This window comes from Streptomyces sp. NPDC047971 (assembly GCF_040653355.1).
In the GTDB taxonomy this organism is placed as follows: Bacteria; Actinomycetota; Actinomycetes; order Streptomycetales; family Streptomycetaceae; genus Streptomyces.
This window is the reverse complement of the sequence record NZ_JBEZNW010000060.1, coordinates 1-15,844: the sequence shown is the minus strand read 5'-3', so window position 1 is coordinate 15,844 and position 15,844 is coordinate 1. Positions and strand designations below refer to the sequence as shown.

The following is a 15,844-nucleotide window of genomic DNA, read 5'->3' as shown; positions in this document are numbered from 1 at the left end:
CCGTACCGGAAGGGCCCCCGCCGATCACGTCGGCGGGGGCCCTTCCGTCGTACGTCGACGGATCGGGCCGTCACGGGTCACCGGATTCAGGTCAGCGCGAGGGGGGCGTCCGCCCGCCATTTGACGATCTTGTCGAAGCTCACGAGCGCCCCGCCCCGGCCCGTGCGGCCGAAGTGGACGTGGTCGGCGAGCTCCTCGATCAGCCGCAGACCACGACCGTTCTCGGCGTCCTCGGCGGCGGGCAGCGGACACCCCGAGAAGCCGGGCCCCGAATCCGCCACCTCGATCCGACAGGTCTCGCCGTCGAGATAGGCCGTGACCCGGTACGCCTCGGAGGCCATGCCGGATCCGGTGTCGCCACCGTGCTCGACGGCGTTGGCGCACGCCTCGGTCAGGGCCACCGACAACTCGTAGGACACGTCCGGGTCGACGCCCGCGGTCTCCATCGTGCCGAGAAGGAGCCGCCGGGCGAGCGGCACGCTCGCGGCCTCGCGCCTCAGCTGGAAGGACCACCAGATGCTCATGCTTCAGCCTCCTGGCTGCGGCTCGACATGCTGCGGCGCGACATACCGATACGTATTGCCGCCCTCGGGGGTCCGTAAGCCCCCGGGGAAGACAAGAGCCCTCATTCGGCGGATGTGGGCACGCCGGACGCCGGTGTATGTCCGGCCCGAAGCAGCCAAACGGTGATCTTCCGGACCTGCCGTATGGCAGGTGGGGGGCTGGTGCGATGATGGCCCCGCCATGTCTGCCCCCGCGCTCGCACCGCGTCTGCTGAGGGCCGCGGTGTTCACCGCGGTCTGCGTCGTGCTGTCCGGGCTCGGACACGCCGTCGCCGCGTGCGCGGGCATCGCGCCGTGGGCCGTCGTCGCCGGATTCCTCGGCGTCTTCGGCATCACCGTGCTCTTCGCCGGGCGGGAGCGCTCGCTGCCCGTCATCGTCACGGCGCTGGCCGGCGGACAGCTCGGACTGCACGTGCTGTTCGGACTCGGACAGCGTCCGCTCACGGCCGGAGCACTCGGCCCGGCCTCCGACGACGCGCTGATCCGCATGGCCGCCAAGCTGGTCTGCGGCGCGGGCGCCGCGTCGCTCAGCCCCGCCGACGCGACCCGGATCATCACCGACGCCGGTCTCGACCCGGCCGCCGCGGCCGGCCGGCCGCACGCCGCCCACGTGGCGACCGGCGCCGCGCACAACGCCGAGCTGCTGCCCGACCTGCCCATGGTGCTCGGCCATCTGCTGGCCGCGCTCGCCACCGGCTGGCTGCTGCGCCGCGGCGACCTCGCCCTCGGCCGGCTCGTCAGGCTCTCCGCCCAGGGAGCGACCGAGCTCGCGGAAGGCGCCCTCGTCCGCTCCCTGCGCGCCGCACTCGCTCTCGTACGGGCGCTCCTCTCCGGTCTGCCCGGGCTGCCGACGGCCGGTCCGCGCCGCCCCGCCCGTACCGCGGCCGACGCCTCCGCGCCGCCTGTCGCGGCAGCACTCCAGCACACGGTGATCCGTCGCGGCCCGCCGACCGCCGACTGCGTCCTCGCAGCCTGACGCGGACCGCTCACAGGGAGCGGGCCGCGATGTTCCGCATCCACGCGCCCGTGACCGGTCGTTCGCGTCGACTCGCGTCGTTCCCGGCCGTCGGCGCGGCGGTCCTTCCCCTTCTCTCCCGAGCTGGAGTGTCCTCTGCCATGAACGTCTCCCGTATCGCCCTCGCCGGTGGCATCGCCGTCTCCTCCGTCGTCCTGCTCTCCGGAACCGCCTTCGCGCACGTCAGCGTGCAGCCGCAGGGCGAGGCCGCGAAGGGCGGCTACGCGACCGTCAACATCAAGGTCCCCAACGAGCGCGACAACGCCTCCACCGTCAAGGTCGAGGTCAACTTCCCCACCGACCACCCGCTCGCGTCCGTGATGCCGCAGCCGGTGCCGGGCTGGAAGGCCGAGGTCACCAAGTCCAAGCTCGCCAAGCCGCTGGAGCTGCACGGCAAGAAGATCAACGAGGCCGTCTCCAAGGTCACCTGGACCGCCGACGGTTCGAAGATCGGCCCGGGGCAGTTCCAGCAGTTCCCGCTCTCGCTCGGCCAGCTGCCGGAGGACGCCGACCAGCTCGTCCTCAAGGCCATCCAGACCTACGACAACAACGAGGTCGTCCGCTGGATCGAGGAGACCAAGGAGGGCGCGGCCGAGCCGCAGAACCCCGCCCCGGTGCTGAAGCTCTCCGCGGCCACCGAGGACCACCACGGCGGCGCCGCGAAGACGGACGACAAGGCCGGTCACGACGACAAGGCCGGGTCCGAGAAGTCCCACACCGAGGCCGCCGGCTCCGACACCAGTGACACCACCGCCCGTGTGCTCGGTGTCGTCGGCATCCTCGTGGGCGTCGCCGGTGTCGCCTTCGGTCTGCTCGCGGGCCGTCGCCGCTCGGCCTGAACCCCTTTCGTCAGAGAGAACACGATCCATGTCAGTCCAGAAGTCGACCGATCCGAAGACCGATGAGGGGGCGCGGCCGAGCCGTCGCGTCCCGCTCGTCGCCGCGGCCGTCGCGATCGTCGCCGCCCTCGCGGTGACGGCCGTCGTCGGCCTCGGCGGAGGCGACGACAAGGCGACGGGCTCCGGAAACGGGGCCGTCGCCGAGGTCTCCTCCGACGGCAGCTCCACCAAGGCGGCGACGGTCCTCGACCGGCCGTTCACCAAGCCCGACCTCGTCCTCACGGACACCAAGGGCCAGAAGTTCGACCTCCGCGAGCGGACCAAGGGCAAGCCCACGCTGATCTACTTCGGCTACACGCACTGCCCCGACGTCTGCCCGCTGACGATGAGCAACATCGCCATCGCCAAGAAGCAGCTCCCCAAGGCGGACCAGGACAAGCTCCAGGTCGTCTTCGTCACCACCGACCCCGAGCGGGACACCTCGGCCGAACTGGCCAAGTGGCTCCCGGCCGCGGGTGACCCCTCCTTCACCGGTCTCACCGGCGACTTCTCCACGATCCAGGCGGGCGCCCGTCAGATCGGCATCGGCATCGACCCGCCGAAGAAGGGGAAGGACGGCTCGGTCGTCTCCATGCACGGAGCCCAGGTGATCGCCTTCTCGCCCACGACCGACCAGGGCTACGTCCTGTACGGCGAGGACACGACCGTCGAGGACTACGCCAAGGACCTGCCGAAGATCATCAAGGGGGAGAACCCGTGAACCGCCGCACCACCACCCTGATCGCCGCCGTCGCCCTCACCGGGAGCCTGGCGCTGACGGGGTGCTCCTCCGACAGCTCCTCCGACAAGGCGGACGGCAAGCCCGAACTGAAGGTCAGCGGCGCGTTCATGCCGCAGCCCGTGATGGACATGGCGGGCGGCTTCCTGACCATCACCAACGACAGCGGAACGGCCGACAAGCTGACCTCCGTCACCAGCCCGATCTCGGACGACGTACAGATCCACGAGACGAAGAACCAGAAGATGCAGCAGGTGAAGTCCTTCGACATCCCTGCCAACGGTGAGCTGAAGCTCGAACGCGGTGGCAGCCACATCATGTTCATGGGGCTGAAGACGCAGCCGAAGCAGGGCGAGAAGGTCGGTATCGAGCTGCACTTCGAGAAGGCCGCGCCCATCAAGGTGGAGCTGCCCGTCGAGGCGGCCACCCACAACCCGAAGCAGCACTGAGCTAGTTGAGGGACTGACACACAGATGACAGCCACCGCCCCGCGCCTCGGCACCGCCCTGACCCGGCTGCTGCTCGTCACGGCCGCGCTCCTCGGCGCGCTGCTCGCCGGCGCCGGCCCCGCGGCCGCGCACGCCGCGCTCACCGGCAGCGACCCCGAGGACGGGGCGGTGGTCGCCACCGCCCCCAAGGACGTCAACCTCACCTTCTCCGAGCAGGTCGCCATGAGCACCGACTCGATCCGGGTCCTCGACCCGGCGGGGAAGCGGGTGGACACCGGAGAGATCCGCGACCTGTGCAGCGGATCGATCGTCAAGTACGGGGTGGGGCTCCGCTCCGGCCTGCCCGAGGGCACGTACACCGTCGCCTGGCAGACCGTCTCGGCGGACAGCCACCCCATCGCGGGCGCCTTCACCTTCTCCGTCGGCGCCCCCTCCCAGACCTCCGTCGCCCTGCCCGAACAGGCGGCCGGCGGCGGGCTCGTCGGCACGCTGTACGGCATCGCCCGCTACGTCTCCTACGCCGGCTTCGTCGTCCTCGTCGGCGGCGGCGCCTTCGTGCTGGCCTGCTGGCCGCGCGGCGCCGGTGTGCGTCCCGTGCAGCGGCTCGTCGTCAGGGGCTGGCTGACACTGACCGCGGCCACCCTGGTCATGCTGCTGCTGCGCAACCCGTACACCGGCTCCGGCGAACTCGCCGACGCCTTCGACCTCGGCGGACTGAAGTCCGTCCTGGAGACGAAGACCGGAGCCGCGCTCATCTCCCGGCTGATGCTGCTGGGCGCGGCGGCGCTCTTCGTCGCCGTGCTCTTCGGCGCCTACACGAAGCGGACCGACGAGAAGGAGAAGAAGGACCTCACCTTCGGACTCGCGATCGGCGGCGGCGTGGTGGCGACCGGCGTCGCGGGAACCTGGGCGCTCGCCGAGCATGCCTCCACCGGCCTTCAGCCCGGCATCGCCATGCCCGTCGACATCCTGCACCTGCTGGCGGTCGCGGCCTGGCTGGGCGGCCTGACCACGCTGCTCGTCGCGCTCTACCGGGCGCCCGACATCGAGCGCGCGGCCGTCGAGCGCTTCTCGAAGGTCGCCTTCGGTTCGGTGGTCGTCCTGGCCGCGACCGGGCTCTACCAGTCCTGGCGGCAGGTCGGCTCCTGGTCGGCCCTGACCGGCACGTCGTACGGACAGCTGCTGCTGGTCAAGGTCGGGCTCGTGGCCGTGCTGGTGGGGATCGCGTGGATCTCCCGCCGCTGGACCCAGCGGCTCGGCGCCCCGGCGAGGGCCGGAGCCGACGAGGACACCGACGGGGAGACCACCGCGTCCGACGAGACCGGCGCCACCGGCGATGACGGCGGCACGCAGGCCGACGGGCCCGGAACGAACGCGGGCACCGACGACGACGCGGGTCACGACGCCGACACGGGGGCCGGCACGGACGACGGCCCGGGCGCCGACACGGAGGAGGAGGCGGACGAGGCGGACGACGAGGCCGTCGGCACCGATGACGGCTCCTCCGCGGCGACCGCCCCGGACGAGCCCGTCGACCCCGAGCGGGCTGCCCAGCTCGCCCGGCAGCGGGTCGCCGTCGCCACCGCCCGGAAGAAGCGCGACCGCGATGCCGACCCCGAGCGCACCGGCCTGCGCCGCTCCGTCCTGACGGAGACCGTCGTCGCCGTGGTCCTGCTCGCCGTGACCACCGTCCTCACCTCGACCGAACCCGGTCGTACGGAGGAGGAGGCGGGGCGCTCCCAGGCCGCGTCCGGCTCGACCGCCGTGCCCGAGCGCCCCGTGGACATCCGGCTGCCCTTCGACACCGGGGGCGTGGACGGCAAGGGGACGGTACGGCTCAGCCTCGACCCCGGTCGTACGGGGGCCAACGCCCTCCACATCTATGTCGACCGGCCCAACGGGCGCCCGCTGGACGTGCCCGAGATCAAGGTGGCGTTCACCTTGAAGGAGAAGAACGTCGGCCCGCTGCCGGTCGTGCCCGACCGGATCCAGACCGGACACTGGAGCGCGAGCGGCGTCCAGATCCCGATGGCCGGCGAATGGCAGATCCAGGTGACGGTCCGTACGTCCGACATCGACCAGACCACCATCGACAAGAACGTGAAGATCGGCTGAGCCACGTGAGCGACGACGACAAGCTTGAGATCTCCCGCCGGCGCGTGCTCGGTACGGTCGGCGCCGCGGGTGCCGCGGGCATCGTCCTCGGCGCCGGCGGCGGCGCCGGGGTGTACGCGGCGGTCACCGGCTCCGGCTCCTCGGCGACCACGGACGCGAAGGCGCTGACGACGGTCGGGGCGACGCGGGCGATGTTTCACGGGAAACATCAAGCGGGGATCACCACTCCGCTTCAGTCGCGGGGCCATCTGATCGCCTTCGACCTCGCGCCGGGCGCGGGCCGGAAGGAGGCGGCCGCACTGCTGCGCCGCTGGTCGGCGACGGCGAAGGCGCTGATGGCGGGCGAGCCGTCGACCGACGACACCGGTATCGCCCTGGACGCGGGCCCCTCCTCGCTGACGGTCACCTTCGGCTTCGGGCACTCCTTCTTCGGCCGTACGGGACTCACCGCGCGCCGCCCGGCCCAGCTCGATCCGCTGCCCGCCTTCTCCGCCGACGCGCTCGACCCGAAGCGGTCGGAGGGCGACCTGTGGGTGCAGATCGGAGCGGACGACGCCCTGGTCGCCTTCCACGCCCTGCGCGCGCTCCAGAAGGACGCGGGCGCGGCGGCCGGGGTCCGCTGGCAGATGAACGGCTTCAACCGCTCCGCCGGCGCCACCGCCACACCGATGACGGCGCGGAACCTGATGGGTCAGGTCGACGGCACCGGCAACCCCAAGCCCTCCGAGCCCGACTTCGACCGGCGGATCTTCGTCCCGGAGACCACGGGCGGCGCCGCCGGGGCCCAGGAGTGGATGGCCGGAGGTTCGTACGCCGTCGTCCGTCGCATCCGGATGCTGCTCGACGACTGGGAGGCGCTCCCCCTCGACAAGCAGGAGAAGGTCATCGGCCGACGGAAGTCGGACGGTGCCCCGCTCACCGGCGGGAGCGAGACGACCGAACTCGATCTCGACAAGATCGGACCGGACGGCGAACTCGTCATCCCGGACAACGCCCACTCCCGGATCTCCGCCCCCGAACAGAACGGCGGAGCGGCGATGCTCCGCAGGCCCTTCTCCTTCCACGACGGCATCGGCCCGGACGGCACACCCGACGCGGGGCTGCTCTTCGTCTGCTGGCAGGCCGATCCGCTGAGGGGCTTCGTGCCCGTGCAGCGCAAGCTCGACCGGGGCGACGCGCTGTCCCCGTTCCTCCGGCACGAGGCGAGCGGTCTGTTCGCCGTGCCGGGCGGGGCGGCCGAGGGCGAGTACGTGGGCCAGCGGCTGCTGGAGTCCTGAGCCGGGGCGGGCGGGGCCGGTACGTCCCGCTGTCCCGGCGGGCAGGGCCGGTAGGTCCCGCTGTCCCGGCGGGCAGGGCCGGTAGGTCCCGCCGCCCGGGCGGCCAGGGGGTCGGCACGTCCCGCGCCTATTAGGGTGACCGTATGTCAGCCACCCGGTATACGTATCTCGGTCCCGAAGGCACTTTCACGGAGGCCGCGCTGCGTACGCTGCCCGAGGCCGCGACCCGGGAGCTCGCCCCGATGGTCTCCGTGCCGGCCGCGCTGGACGCCGTACGCAACGGAGAGGCCGCCGCCGCCCTCGTCCCGATCGAGAACTCGGTGGAGGGCGGGGTCACCGCGACCCTGGACGAGCTGGCTTCCGGCGAGCCGCTGATGATCTACCGCGAGGTGGTCCTGCCGATCGCCTTCGCCCTGCTCGTACGGCCGGGCACCAGCCTGTCGGAGATCAAGACGGTCACCGGGCACCCGGTCGCCCAGCCCCAGGTCCGGAACTGGATGCGGGCCCACCTGCCCGACGCCCTGTGGGAGTCGGCCGCGTCGAACGCGGACGGCGCGCGACTCGTCCAGGAGGGGCGTTTCGACGCGGCCTTCGCCGGCGAGTTCGCCGCGGCGACCTACGGGCTGGAGGCCCTGGTCACCGAGATCCACGACGCGGAGAACGCCGAGACCCGATTCGTGCTGGTGGGCCGACCCGCACGACCGGCGGCTCCGACGGGCGCGGACAAGACCTCGGTCGTGCTCTGGCTGGGCGAGGACCACCCCGGCGCGCTCCTCGAACTGCTCCAGGAGTTCGCGGTCCGCGGGGTCAACCTGATGCTGATCCAGTCCCGTCCGACGGGCGCGGGCATCGGGAACTACTGCTTCGCCGTGGACGCCGAGGGTCATATCTCCGAGCGCCGGGTGGGCGAGGCGCTGATGGGCCTCAAGCGGATCTGCCCGAAGGTGCGCTTCCTCGGTTCGTACCCGAGGGCCGGCGTCTCGCGGGAGGACGTGCGGGGACTGCGGCGCGGGACGTCGGACGAGGAGTTCACGGCGGCCTCCGATTGGCTGGCGAGGGCCCAGGACGGTCGGGCCTGATCCGAGGGTGCCCCACCGCCCCCGATGCCGGGGGCGGTCGTCCACAGGTGTGAACCACTAGTCCTACCTGCATACTTTTCGGTTACCCACAGAAGTTATCCACAGGGCCGCTTCTCGACCTGGGGACAAGTCGACAACACATGCAGACATGGTCGACAAATCGCCCTAGTCACTCCACAAGCGTCCACAGTGCGTCGAGTCGGCCGCTGTCACCTCAATTCCATTGATCAACTCTTTAGGGCGAGGAATTCCCACCCGAATGAGTGTGTGAGGGGGGTTTGATCAGGGAATCCTGAGGCCCTCGGAGTCGATTCGGAACGATCTCTTCCGCAATCCACAGATCTTCCGCACAGCCTGTGGATAACCACCGGGAGGGGGATTCCCCTGTGGAGAAGCCCCTTGATCCACAGGGCGGTTCGGTCAAGTCGCGCAAGCCGATCCGCCCCTTTTCGGGGGGCTCGCGGCCGCTTTATTGACGAATAGGGCGAGCATTTCCTAACTCCGGCAATTCGGGCAAAGCGACACGCAAGGCTATATCCGGTTGAGGTGCCACGAGCCCGCACCGGTAGCCTGGTGGGGTGATTGACCTTCGCCTGCTCCGTGAGGACCCCGACCGTGTTCGCGCCTCCCAGCGCGCCCGTGGAGAGGACGTCGCCCTCGTCGACGCCCTGCTCTCCGCCGATGAGCGGCGCAGGTCGTCCGGCGTCCGCTTCGACGAGCTCCGTTCCGAGCAGAAGTCGCTCGGCAAGCTGATCCCCAAGGCCACCCCCGAGGAGCGTGCCGAGCTCCTGCAGCGGGCCGAGCAGCTCAAGACCGACGTCAAGGCCGCCGAGGCCGAGCAGAACGAGGCCGACGAGACGGCCCGCGCGCTCCTGCTCAAGCTCGGGAACATCGTCCACGCGGACGTGCCCGTCGGCGGCGAGGAGGACTTCGTCGTCCTCGAGACGCACGGCACCATCCGCGACTTCGCGGCCGAGGGCTTCGAGCCCAAGGACCACCTGGAGCTGGGCGAGGCGCTGGGCGCCATCGACGTCGAGCGGGGCGCCAAGGTCTCCGGCTCGCGCTTCTACTACCTCACGGGTGTCGGCGCCCTGCTGGAGCTGGCCCTCGTCAACGCGGCGATCGCGCAGGCGACCGAGGCCGGGTTCATCCCGATGCTGACGCCGGCGCTGGTCCGCCCGCGCGCCATGGAGGGCACCGGCTTCCTCGGCCAGGCCGCGGAGAACGTGTACCACCTGGAGAAGGACGACTTCTACCTCGTCGGTACGTCCGAGGTGCCGCTCGCCGCGTACCACATGGACGAGATCATCGACGCGGACAAGCTCCCGCTGCGCTACGCCGGCTTCTCGCCGTGCTTCCGCCGCGAGGCGGGCACCTACGGCAAGGACACCCGGGGCATCTTCCGGGTCCACCAGTTCGACAAGGTCGAGATGTTCTCGTACGTCGCTCCCGAGGACGCCGAGAACGAGCACAAGCGGCTCCTGGAATGGGAGAAGCAGTGGCTGACCAGCCTGGAGCTGCCCTTCCAGGTGATCGACGTGGCCACCGGCGACCTGGGCTCCTCCGCCTCCCGCAAGTTCGACTGCGAGGCGTGGATCCCGACGCAGGGCAAGTACCGCGAGCTGACCTCGGCGTCGAACTGCGACGGCTTCCAGGCGCGCCGCCTGTCCGTGCGGATGCGCGACGAGCGGAACGGCAAGAAGGTCGTCCAGCCGCTGGCGACGCTGAACGGCACGCTGTGCGCCGTACCGCGCACGATCGTGGCGATCCTGGAGAACCACCAGCTGCCGGACGGTTCGGTGCGGGTGCCGGAGGTGCTGCGGCCGTACCTCGGTGGCCGTGAGGTCCTGGAGCCGATCTCCAAGTGAGCCCGTTCCCGTACAAGCTCGTCGCGACCGATCTCGACGGCACGCTGCTGCGCGCCGACGAGTCGGTCTCGGACCGTACGCGTGACGCCCTCGCCGCCGCGGTGGCGGCGGGGGCCGCGCACATCGTCGTCACGGGCCGCTCCGTCCCCTGGACGCGGCACATCCTGGACGACCTCGGCTACGAGGGGCTCGCGGTCTGCGGTCAGGGAGCGCAGGTCTACCACGCGGGCGAGCACCGCCTGCTGACCTCCGTCACCCTCGACCGGCAGCTCGCCGGTCTCGCGCTGTCCAAGATCGAGGCCGAGGTCGGGCCGCTGGCGCTGGCCGCCAGCCGCGACGGCCTCGACGGCGAGGTGCTGGTCAGCCCCGGCTACCGGGTCCAGGAAGGCCCGCTGCCGGTGGTCCCCTTCGAGGACCCGACCGAGCTGTGGTCCGCTCCGCTGAACAAGCTCTACATCCAGCACCCGACGCTGTCGGACGACGAGCTGGCGAGTGCCGCCCGCCGGACGGTCGGCAGCCTGGTGGACGTGGTCATGGCCGGCCCCGGCATCGTGGAGATCCTCCCGCTGGGCCTGACCAAGGCGACGGGCCTGTCGCTCGCGGCGCGCCGACTGGGTGTGAAGGCCGCCGAGACGATCGCCTTCGGCGACATGCCGAACGACGTCCCGATGTTCGGCTGGGCGGCGCACGGCGTGGCGATGGCCAACGCCCACGACGACCTGAAGTCGGTCGCGGACGAGGTGACGGCCTCGAACGAGGAGGACGGCATCGCGGTGGTCCTGGAGCGCCTGCTCGCGGGCTAGGCGTGTGGTCCCGGGACAACGGTTGTCCTGACGAGCCCGGCCTGATCGACAGGACGCCCCTGGGGCGTTCCTTCCGGATCGCGCCGGGCTCTCCGCCCCTGTCGCTCGGCGGGTGCGGCTCTCCGCCCCCGTCGCCCGGCGGGTGCGGCTCTCCGCCCTTGGCGCCCGGCGGGTGCGCACGCTGGTCGCCGCCCGTCCAGGTGCCATGCGGAGGATGCGCGGATCGAACGCGCGCGGGGGTGACCCCGACGACGGCTTAGCAAGCCGCTGCCTTACCACTCGGCCAATCCTCCGGGTGGGCGGCCCGCGCGGCTGACCCGCGCGCTCGAAGCGGCCGCCCCGGCGGCGCTAGGGGGCGCCGCCCTGCAGGGAGCTCGACGGACTCGAACTCCGGCTCGAACTGGTGTCGGTCATCGTCGCGCTCCTCCCCGGTCTCACGGCGGGTGTCTCCCGCACAACTAGTGTGCGCGCGGCGGAGGTTCGGCGGCCACCGAATTACCGGGCGGTTCGACGCCCCGGGTGAGCGGCCGGCACGCGAGACCGATCACCAGCGAGATCGCGTGCCCCAGATCCGTGTACGTGTGGCTGGTGAAGAGCGGTACGGCGAAGACGGTCACCGCCGCCGCCAGGTAGAGCCACCGCCAGGGCCGTGGGATCCGGTACGTGAGGATGCCGATCGACGCCGCGATCCCGTAACTCACTCCGATGTCCACGACATGCGCCATGCTGCGCGGCACGTCGTGGTCCCGGATCGCCTCCAGGACGACCTGCTGGCTGATGAGGGTCGCCGCGACGTGTGCGGTGGCCACCGTGAGGAACCATCGCAGCGTCCCGAGCCAGCGCTCGACCGGCGCGTGGAAGAGCTCGAACAGCACCGCGTACAGGACGAAGTCGGAGGGGTCCTCGATCCAGAACGCGCTGCCGAGCAGGGCCTGCAGCGGATGGTGGGACAGCTGGTGCAGATTGCTGGAGTTGCGGTGCAGGAGGTAGTGCTCCAGGCCGTCCGACGAGACCGCGATGACGACGCTGGTGATCGCGATGACGAGCAGCCAGAGATGCGTACCGGGTGACGACCGCACCCACGACCTGATCGGTCGGGACGGTTCGCCACCCGGTGCACCACCAGGGAGGGTTTCACTCGGCACGCGTCCGTGCCTATCACCCTGGACCAGGAGAATCCCTAGAAATTGATCATGTGTCCGGCAAGACCGTGGACGGCCTCCTTGACGGCCTCGCCCAGCGTCGGGTGCGCGTGGACGTTCCGGGCGACCTCGTTGACCGTCAGGTCCCACTGCTGCGCCAGGGTCAGCTCGGGCAGCAGCTCCGTGACGTCGGGGCCGATCAGGTGGGCGCCGATGATCTCGCCGTACTGCGCGTCGGCGATGATCTTCACGAAGCCGGTGGCGTCACCGAGGCCGTGCGCCTTGCCGTTGGCGGTGAAGGGGAACTTGGCGACCTTGACGTCGTAGCCCTTCTCCCGCGCCTGCGCCTCGGTCCAGCCGAAGCTGGCGATCTGCGGCTGGCAGTACGTGGCGCGCGGGATCATCGGGTAGTCGAGCTCCATGGTCTCGGCGTCCCCGATGGTCTCGGCGGCGACGACACCCATGGACTCGGCGGTGTGCGCGAGCATCAGCTTCGCGGTCACGTCGCCGATGGCGTAGATGTGCGGCACGTTGGTGCGGCAGCGGCCGTCGACCTCGATCGCGCCGCGCTCGGTGAGCGCCACACCGGTGTTCTCCAGGCCGAAGCCGGAGACGTTGGGGGCGAAGCCGATGGCCTGGAGCACCTTGTCGGCCTCCAGGACCTTCTGCGCGCCGTCCTTGCCGGTGACGGTGACGCGGACCTGCGGGCCGGACTCGTCGATCGCCTCGACGCGGGTCGAGGTCAGCACGTCGATGCCGAGCTTGCGGTACTGCTTCGCCAGCTCCTTGGAGACGTCGGCGTCCTCCAGCGGCGCGACCCGGTCCAGGAACTCGACGATGGTGACCTTCACGCCGTAGTTGTGGAGCACGTACGCGAACTCGATGCCGATCGCGCCGGCGCCGGCGATGATGATCGACTGCGGCACGTCCTCGGCGAGGATCTGCTCCTCGTACGTCACCACACGCTCGCTGCGGGCCGTGCCCGGGAGCAGCCGCGGAGTGGCGCCGGTGGCGATGATGCAGTTGTCGAAGGTGATCGTCTGCGTGGTGCCGTCGGACTTGGCGACCTGCATCGTGTTCGCGTCGACGAAGGTGCCCCGGCCGTCGAACTCCGTGATCCCGTTCTTCTTCATCAGGAAGTGGACGCCCTTGACCCGGCCGTCCGCGACCGTGCGGCTACGGCTGAACGCGTCGCCGTAGTCGAAGGTGACCGTGCCGTCGACCTTGATGCCGAAGGTCTTCGCCTCGTGGTTGAAGATGTGGGCGAGCTCCGCGTTGCGCAGGAGCGCCTTCGTGGGGATGCAGCCGACGTTCAGGCAGACACCGCCCCAGTACTTCTCTTCGACGACCGCGACCCGCTTGCCCAGCTGGGCGGCGCGGATGGCGGCGACGTAGCCGCCGGGGCCAGCTCCGAGTACGACGACGTCGAAGCGGTCTGACATGACTGACTCCCGAAGGTGGTGAGGGTGTTCGGTCCACGTACGGGCCCACAGTAGTCCGGCGTCCACCACGGACGTCAGTTGTAGGATGACTGGGCAACCGGGCGAATATCGCGCGTGATCTCGTGTGGAGTGGTGATGGGGCTGAAGGCGGCGGGGCGGACCTCTTTGGTGGACTCCGTGGTGGAGCAGTTGCGCGACCAGCTGGCACAGGGCGAATGGGGGGTCGGGGACCGCATCCCGACCGAGCACACGCTCGCCGAGCAGCTGGGCGTCGGACGCAACACGGTCCGCGAGGCGGTGCGCGTCCTGGTCCACGCGGGCCTGCTGGAGTCCCGTCAGGGCAACGGCACCTTTGTCAGGTCGACCGCCGATCCGGCGGCCGTCCTGCGCGGGGTGCGGCACGCGGGCGCGCGGGACGTCATGGAGCTGCGGATGGCGCTGGAGGCGGAGGCGGCACGCCTCGCGGCGGTACGACGGGACAGCCACGACCTGCTGCGGCTGCGGGCGGTGCTGACGACCCTCCGCGAGGAGGGCGACCGTGCCGCGGACGCGGACATGGCGTTCCACCTGGCCGTCGTCGAGGCCACGCACAACGCGGCCTTCACCGAGGTGTACCGCTTCTTCTCCACACAGGTGCACGAGGTGCTGGTGGAGGCGCTCGGCGACCGGGACATGCCACCGGTCGACATCGACGCGCACGAGGCCCTGGTCTCGGCTATCGAGGCGGGGGACGCGGAGGCGGCGGAGGCCGGGGCGCGGGAGCTGCTGCGGGTTCCGATCGAGACGATCACGGCGCTGACGGGCGGGACGGGGCCCGAGCGGGCACCGACGGTCCGGACGGGGGAGGCACGGGCAGCGGGCGAGCCACGGGAGACGCGCGCGGGGGAGGCACGGGCGGCGGGCGAGCCACGGGAGATGCGCGGGACGGACGCCCCGCGTGAGCCGCGCGCACCGGAACCCGTGACCTCGCAGGGGACGCGCGCACCGGAACCCGTGACCTCGCGTGAGGAACGGGCGGGTGAGGCGCTGTGAGGGCCGAGTCCCGGCCGCCGGTCCTCGACGCGAGGGCCGACGCCCTGCCCTCGGCCCCGGCTGCCGCGGGGCAGCGGGGCGTCCTCTCGCACCCGGTCCTGCTACTGGCCGCGATCGTCCTGGCCTCGCTCAACATGCGCGCGGCGCTCGCGAGCGTGTCACCGCTCGCGGGTGAGATCGCGGCCTCCTTCGGCCTGTCGTCGACCGCCGGCTCGCTGGTGACGTCCGTACCCGTCCTCTTCCTCGGCGTCGGCGCGCTGGTCGCGCCCCGGCTGGGGCGGCGCTTCGGCGCGGAGCGGGTGCTGTCCGCGGCGCTGGTACTGCTCGCCGTCGGCATCCTGGTGCGCGTCCTGCCGTCGGTGTACGCGCTGTACGGCGGCGGGGTCCTGGTCGGCACGGCGATCGCCCTGCTCAACGTGCTGATGCCGGGCCTGATCAAGCGGGACTTCGCCGACCGGGCCGCCTCGATGACCTCGCTCTACACGGGCGCGATGATCGCCGGCGCCACGGTCGCGGCGGCGGCCTCCGTGCCGCTGGAGCAGGCGCTCGGCCGCGGCTGGGAAGGGTCCCTCGGGTTCTGGTCGCTGCTCGCCGGCCTCGCCGCGCTCGCCTGGCTGCCGCAGGTCCTGGTCTCCCGGGGCCGTACGGGACACGAGGTGCGGACCGTCCCCGCGGCGCCGGCCGGGAGCGTCTGGCGCTCGGCGCTGGCGTGGCAGGTCACGCTCTTCATGGGCCTGCAGTCGCTCTGGTCGTACGTCCTGATCGCCTGGATGCCGACGATCCTCACCGACCACGGGATGAGCCGCTCGACGGCCGGCGTGGTCTTCGCCTTCAACAATCTGATCCAGGTGGCCGGGGCGTTCGCCGTGCCCCTGCTGGCGGGGCGGATGCGGAGCCAGCGTCGTCTGGTCGTCCTCGTCACGACGTTGGTCGCGGCGGGGTACGCGGGGCTGATGGTCGCTCCCGTGCAGGGTGCCTGGTTGTGGTCCGCACTGCTCGGCGTCGGCCAGGGCGGGGCGGTGGGGCTCGCCCTGACCCTGATCGTGCTGCGGACGGGCGACGCGGCCACCGCTTCCCGGCTCTCCGGCATGGCCCAGACCGTCGGCTATCTGCTGGCCGCGGCGGGGCCGCTCGCCGCCGGCGCCGTCCACCAGGCGACCGGCTCCTGGACGGTGCCGATCGCGCTGGTGCTGGGAGTCTGCGGCGCGGCCCTCGGGGTCGGGCTGTCGGCCGCCAGGGACGCCAAGGTCTGAGTCCTGGAAGCCCGTTCGCGGGCGCCCGGGACTCGACGGGCCCCCCGGAGGCCGCTGAGGCCCCGGAGGCCGCTGAGCCCCCCGGAGCGCCGGACGCCCCGGATCCCGGAGCCCGGCCCGGGCGGGGCGGGGCCGACGCCGTGAACCCGTGGCCGGGGGGCCGGCGGGGGCCCCCCCCCGGGGGGCCGC

13 protein-coding genes, 1 tRNA gene and 1 pseudogene are annotated in these 15,844 nt (G+C 71.5%); 11 read left to right on the top strand and 4 right to left on the bottom strand.

Annotated elements, in window-relative coordinates; genetic code table 11:
* Positions 1-86: 86 nt before the first annotated feature.
* Complete coding sequence (locus AB0D99_RS33415) at positions 87-524, bottom strand: ATP-binding protein (protein ID WP_362371133.1); 438 nt, start codon at positions 522-524, stop codon at positions 87-89.
* 220 nt (positions 525-744) lie between these two features.
* Between AB0D99_RS33415 and AB0D99_RS33410 the strand changes: the two genes are divergently transcribed.
* The 9 genes from AB0D99_RS33410 to AB0D99_RS33370 all read left to right on the top strand — a co-directional run bounded on the left by AB0D99_RS33410 (position 745) and on the right by AB0D99_RS33370 (position 10,786).
* Positions 745-1,539: a hypothetical protein gene (locus tag AB0D99_RS33410; protein ID WP_362371130.1), complete on the top strand. Its 795-nt coding sequence runs from the start codon at positions 745-747 to the stop codon at positions 1,537-1,539.
* Between the two features lie 140 nt (positions 1,540-1,679).
* On the top strand, positions 1,680-2,417 hold the full coding sequence (locus AB0D99_RS33405) for a YcnI family protein (protein WP_362371127.1): 738 nt from the start codon (positions 1,680-1,682) through the stop codon (positions 2,415-2,417).
* Positions 2,418-2,445: 28 nt separating this feature from the next.
* Entirely contained in the window at positions 2,446-3,177 is a 732-nt protein-coding gene (locus AB0D99_RS33400; protein WP_362371124.1) for an SCO family protein, read from the top strand.
* Positions 3,174-3,644, top strand: a complete 471-nt coding sequence (locus AB0D99_RS33395; protein WP_362371121.1) for a copper chaperone PCu(A)C — start codon at positions 3,174-3,176, stop codon at positions 3,642-3,644. The genes AB0D99_RS33400 and AB0D99_RS33395 overlap by 4 nt, the downstream gene beginning before the upstream one ends.
* Before the next feature lie 24 nt (positions 3,645-3,668).
* A complete protein-coding gene (locus AB0D99_RS33390; protein WP_362371118.1) occupies positions 3,669-5,759 on the top strand; it encodes a copper resistance protein CopC in 2,091 nt (696 codons plus the stop codon).
* A 5-nt stretch (positions 5,760-5,764) separates the two neighbouring features.
* Positions 5,765-7,036 carry an iron uptake transporter deferrochelatase/peroxidase subunit gene (gene efeB, locus AB0D99_RS33385; protein WP_362371115.1) on the top strand — a complete coding sequence of 424 codons (1,272 nt, stop codon included), beginning with the start codon at positions 5,765-5,767 and terminating at the stop codon, positions 7,034-7,036.
* A gap of 143 nt (positions 7,037-7,179) precedes the next feature.
* Entirely contained in the window at positions 7,180-8,115 is a 936-nt protein-coding gene (pheA, locus tag AB0D99_RS33380) for a prephenate dehydratase (protein ID WP_362371112.1), read from the top strand.
* Between the two features lie 578 nt (positions 8,116-8,693).
* Complete coding sequence (gene serS, locus AB0D99_RS33375; protein WP_362371109.1) at positions 8,694-9,983, top strand: serine--tRNA ligase; 1,290 nt, start codon at positions 8,694-8,696, stop codon at positions 9,981-9,983.
* A complete protein-coding gene (locus AB0D99_RS33370; protein ID WP_362371105.1) occupies positions 9,980-10,786 on the top strand; it encodes an HAD family hydrolase in 807 nt (268 codons plus the stop codon). Before serS ends, AB0D99_RS33370 begins: the two co-directional genes overlap by 4 nt.
* Before the next feature lie 208 nt (positions 10,787-10,994).
* On the opposite strand, the gene AB0D99_RS33365 is transcribed toward AB0D99_RS33370, so the two are convergent.
* The 3 genes from AB0D99_RS33365 to lpdA form a co-directional block, all read right to left on the bottom strand.
* Positions 10,995-11,079, bottom strand: a tRNA-Ser gene (locus AB0D99_RS33365).
* Positions 11,080-11,244: 165 nt separating this feature from the next.
* A complete protein-coding gene (locus AB0D99_RS33360; RefSeq protein ID WP_362371102.1) occupies positions 11,245-11,931 on the bottom strand; it encodes a rhomboid-like protein in 687 nt (228 codons plus the stop codon).
* Positions 11,932-11,966: 35 nt separating this feature from the next.
* On the bottom strand, positions 11,967-13,370 hold the full coding sequence (gene lpdA / locus AB0D99_RS33355; protein ID WP_362371099.1) for a dihydrolipoyl dehydrogenase: 1,404 nt from the start codon (positions 13,368-13,370) through the stop codon (positions 11,967-11,969).
* 135 nt (positions 13,371-13,505) lie between these two features.
* Here lpdA and AB0D99_RS33350 point away from each other — a divergent pair.
* Positions 13,506-14,168: pseudogene (locus AB0D99_RS33350) on the top strand (FCD domain-containing protein); the annotation flags it as partial.
* A gap of 230 nt (positions 14,169-14,398) precedes the next feature.
* Positions 14,399-15,655, top strand: coding sequence for an MFS transporter (locus tag AB0D99_RS33345; protein ID WP_362371096.1), 1,257 nt, complete (start codon positions 14,399-14,401; stop codon positions 15,653-15,655).
* Positions 15,656-15,844 lie beyond the last annotated feature (189 nt).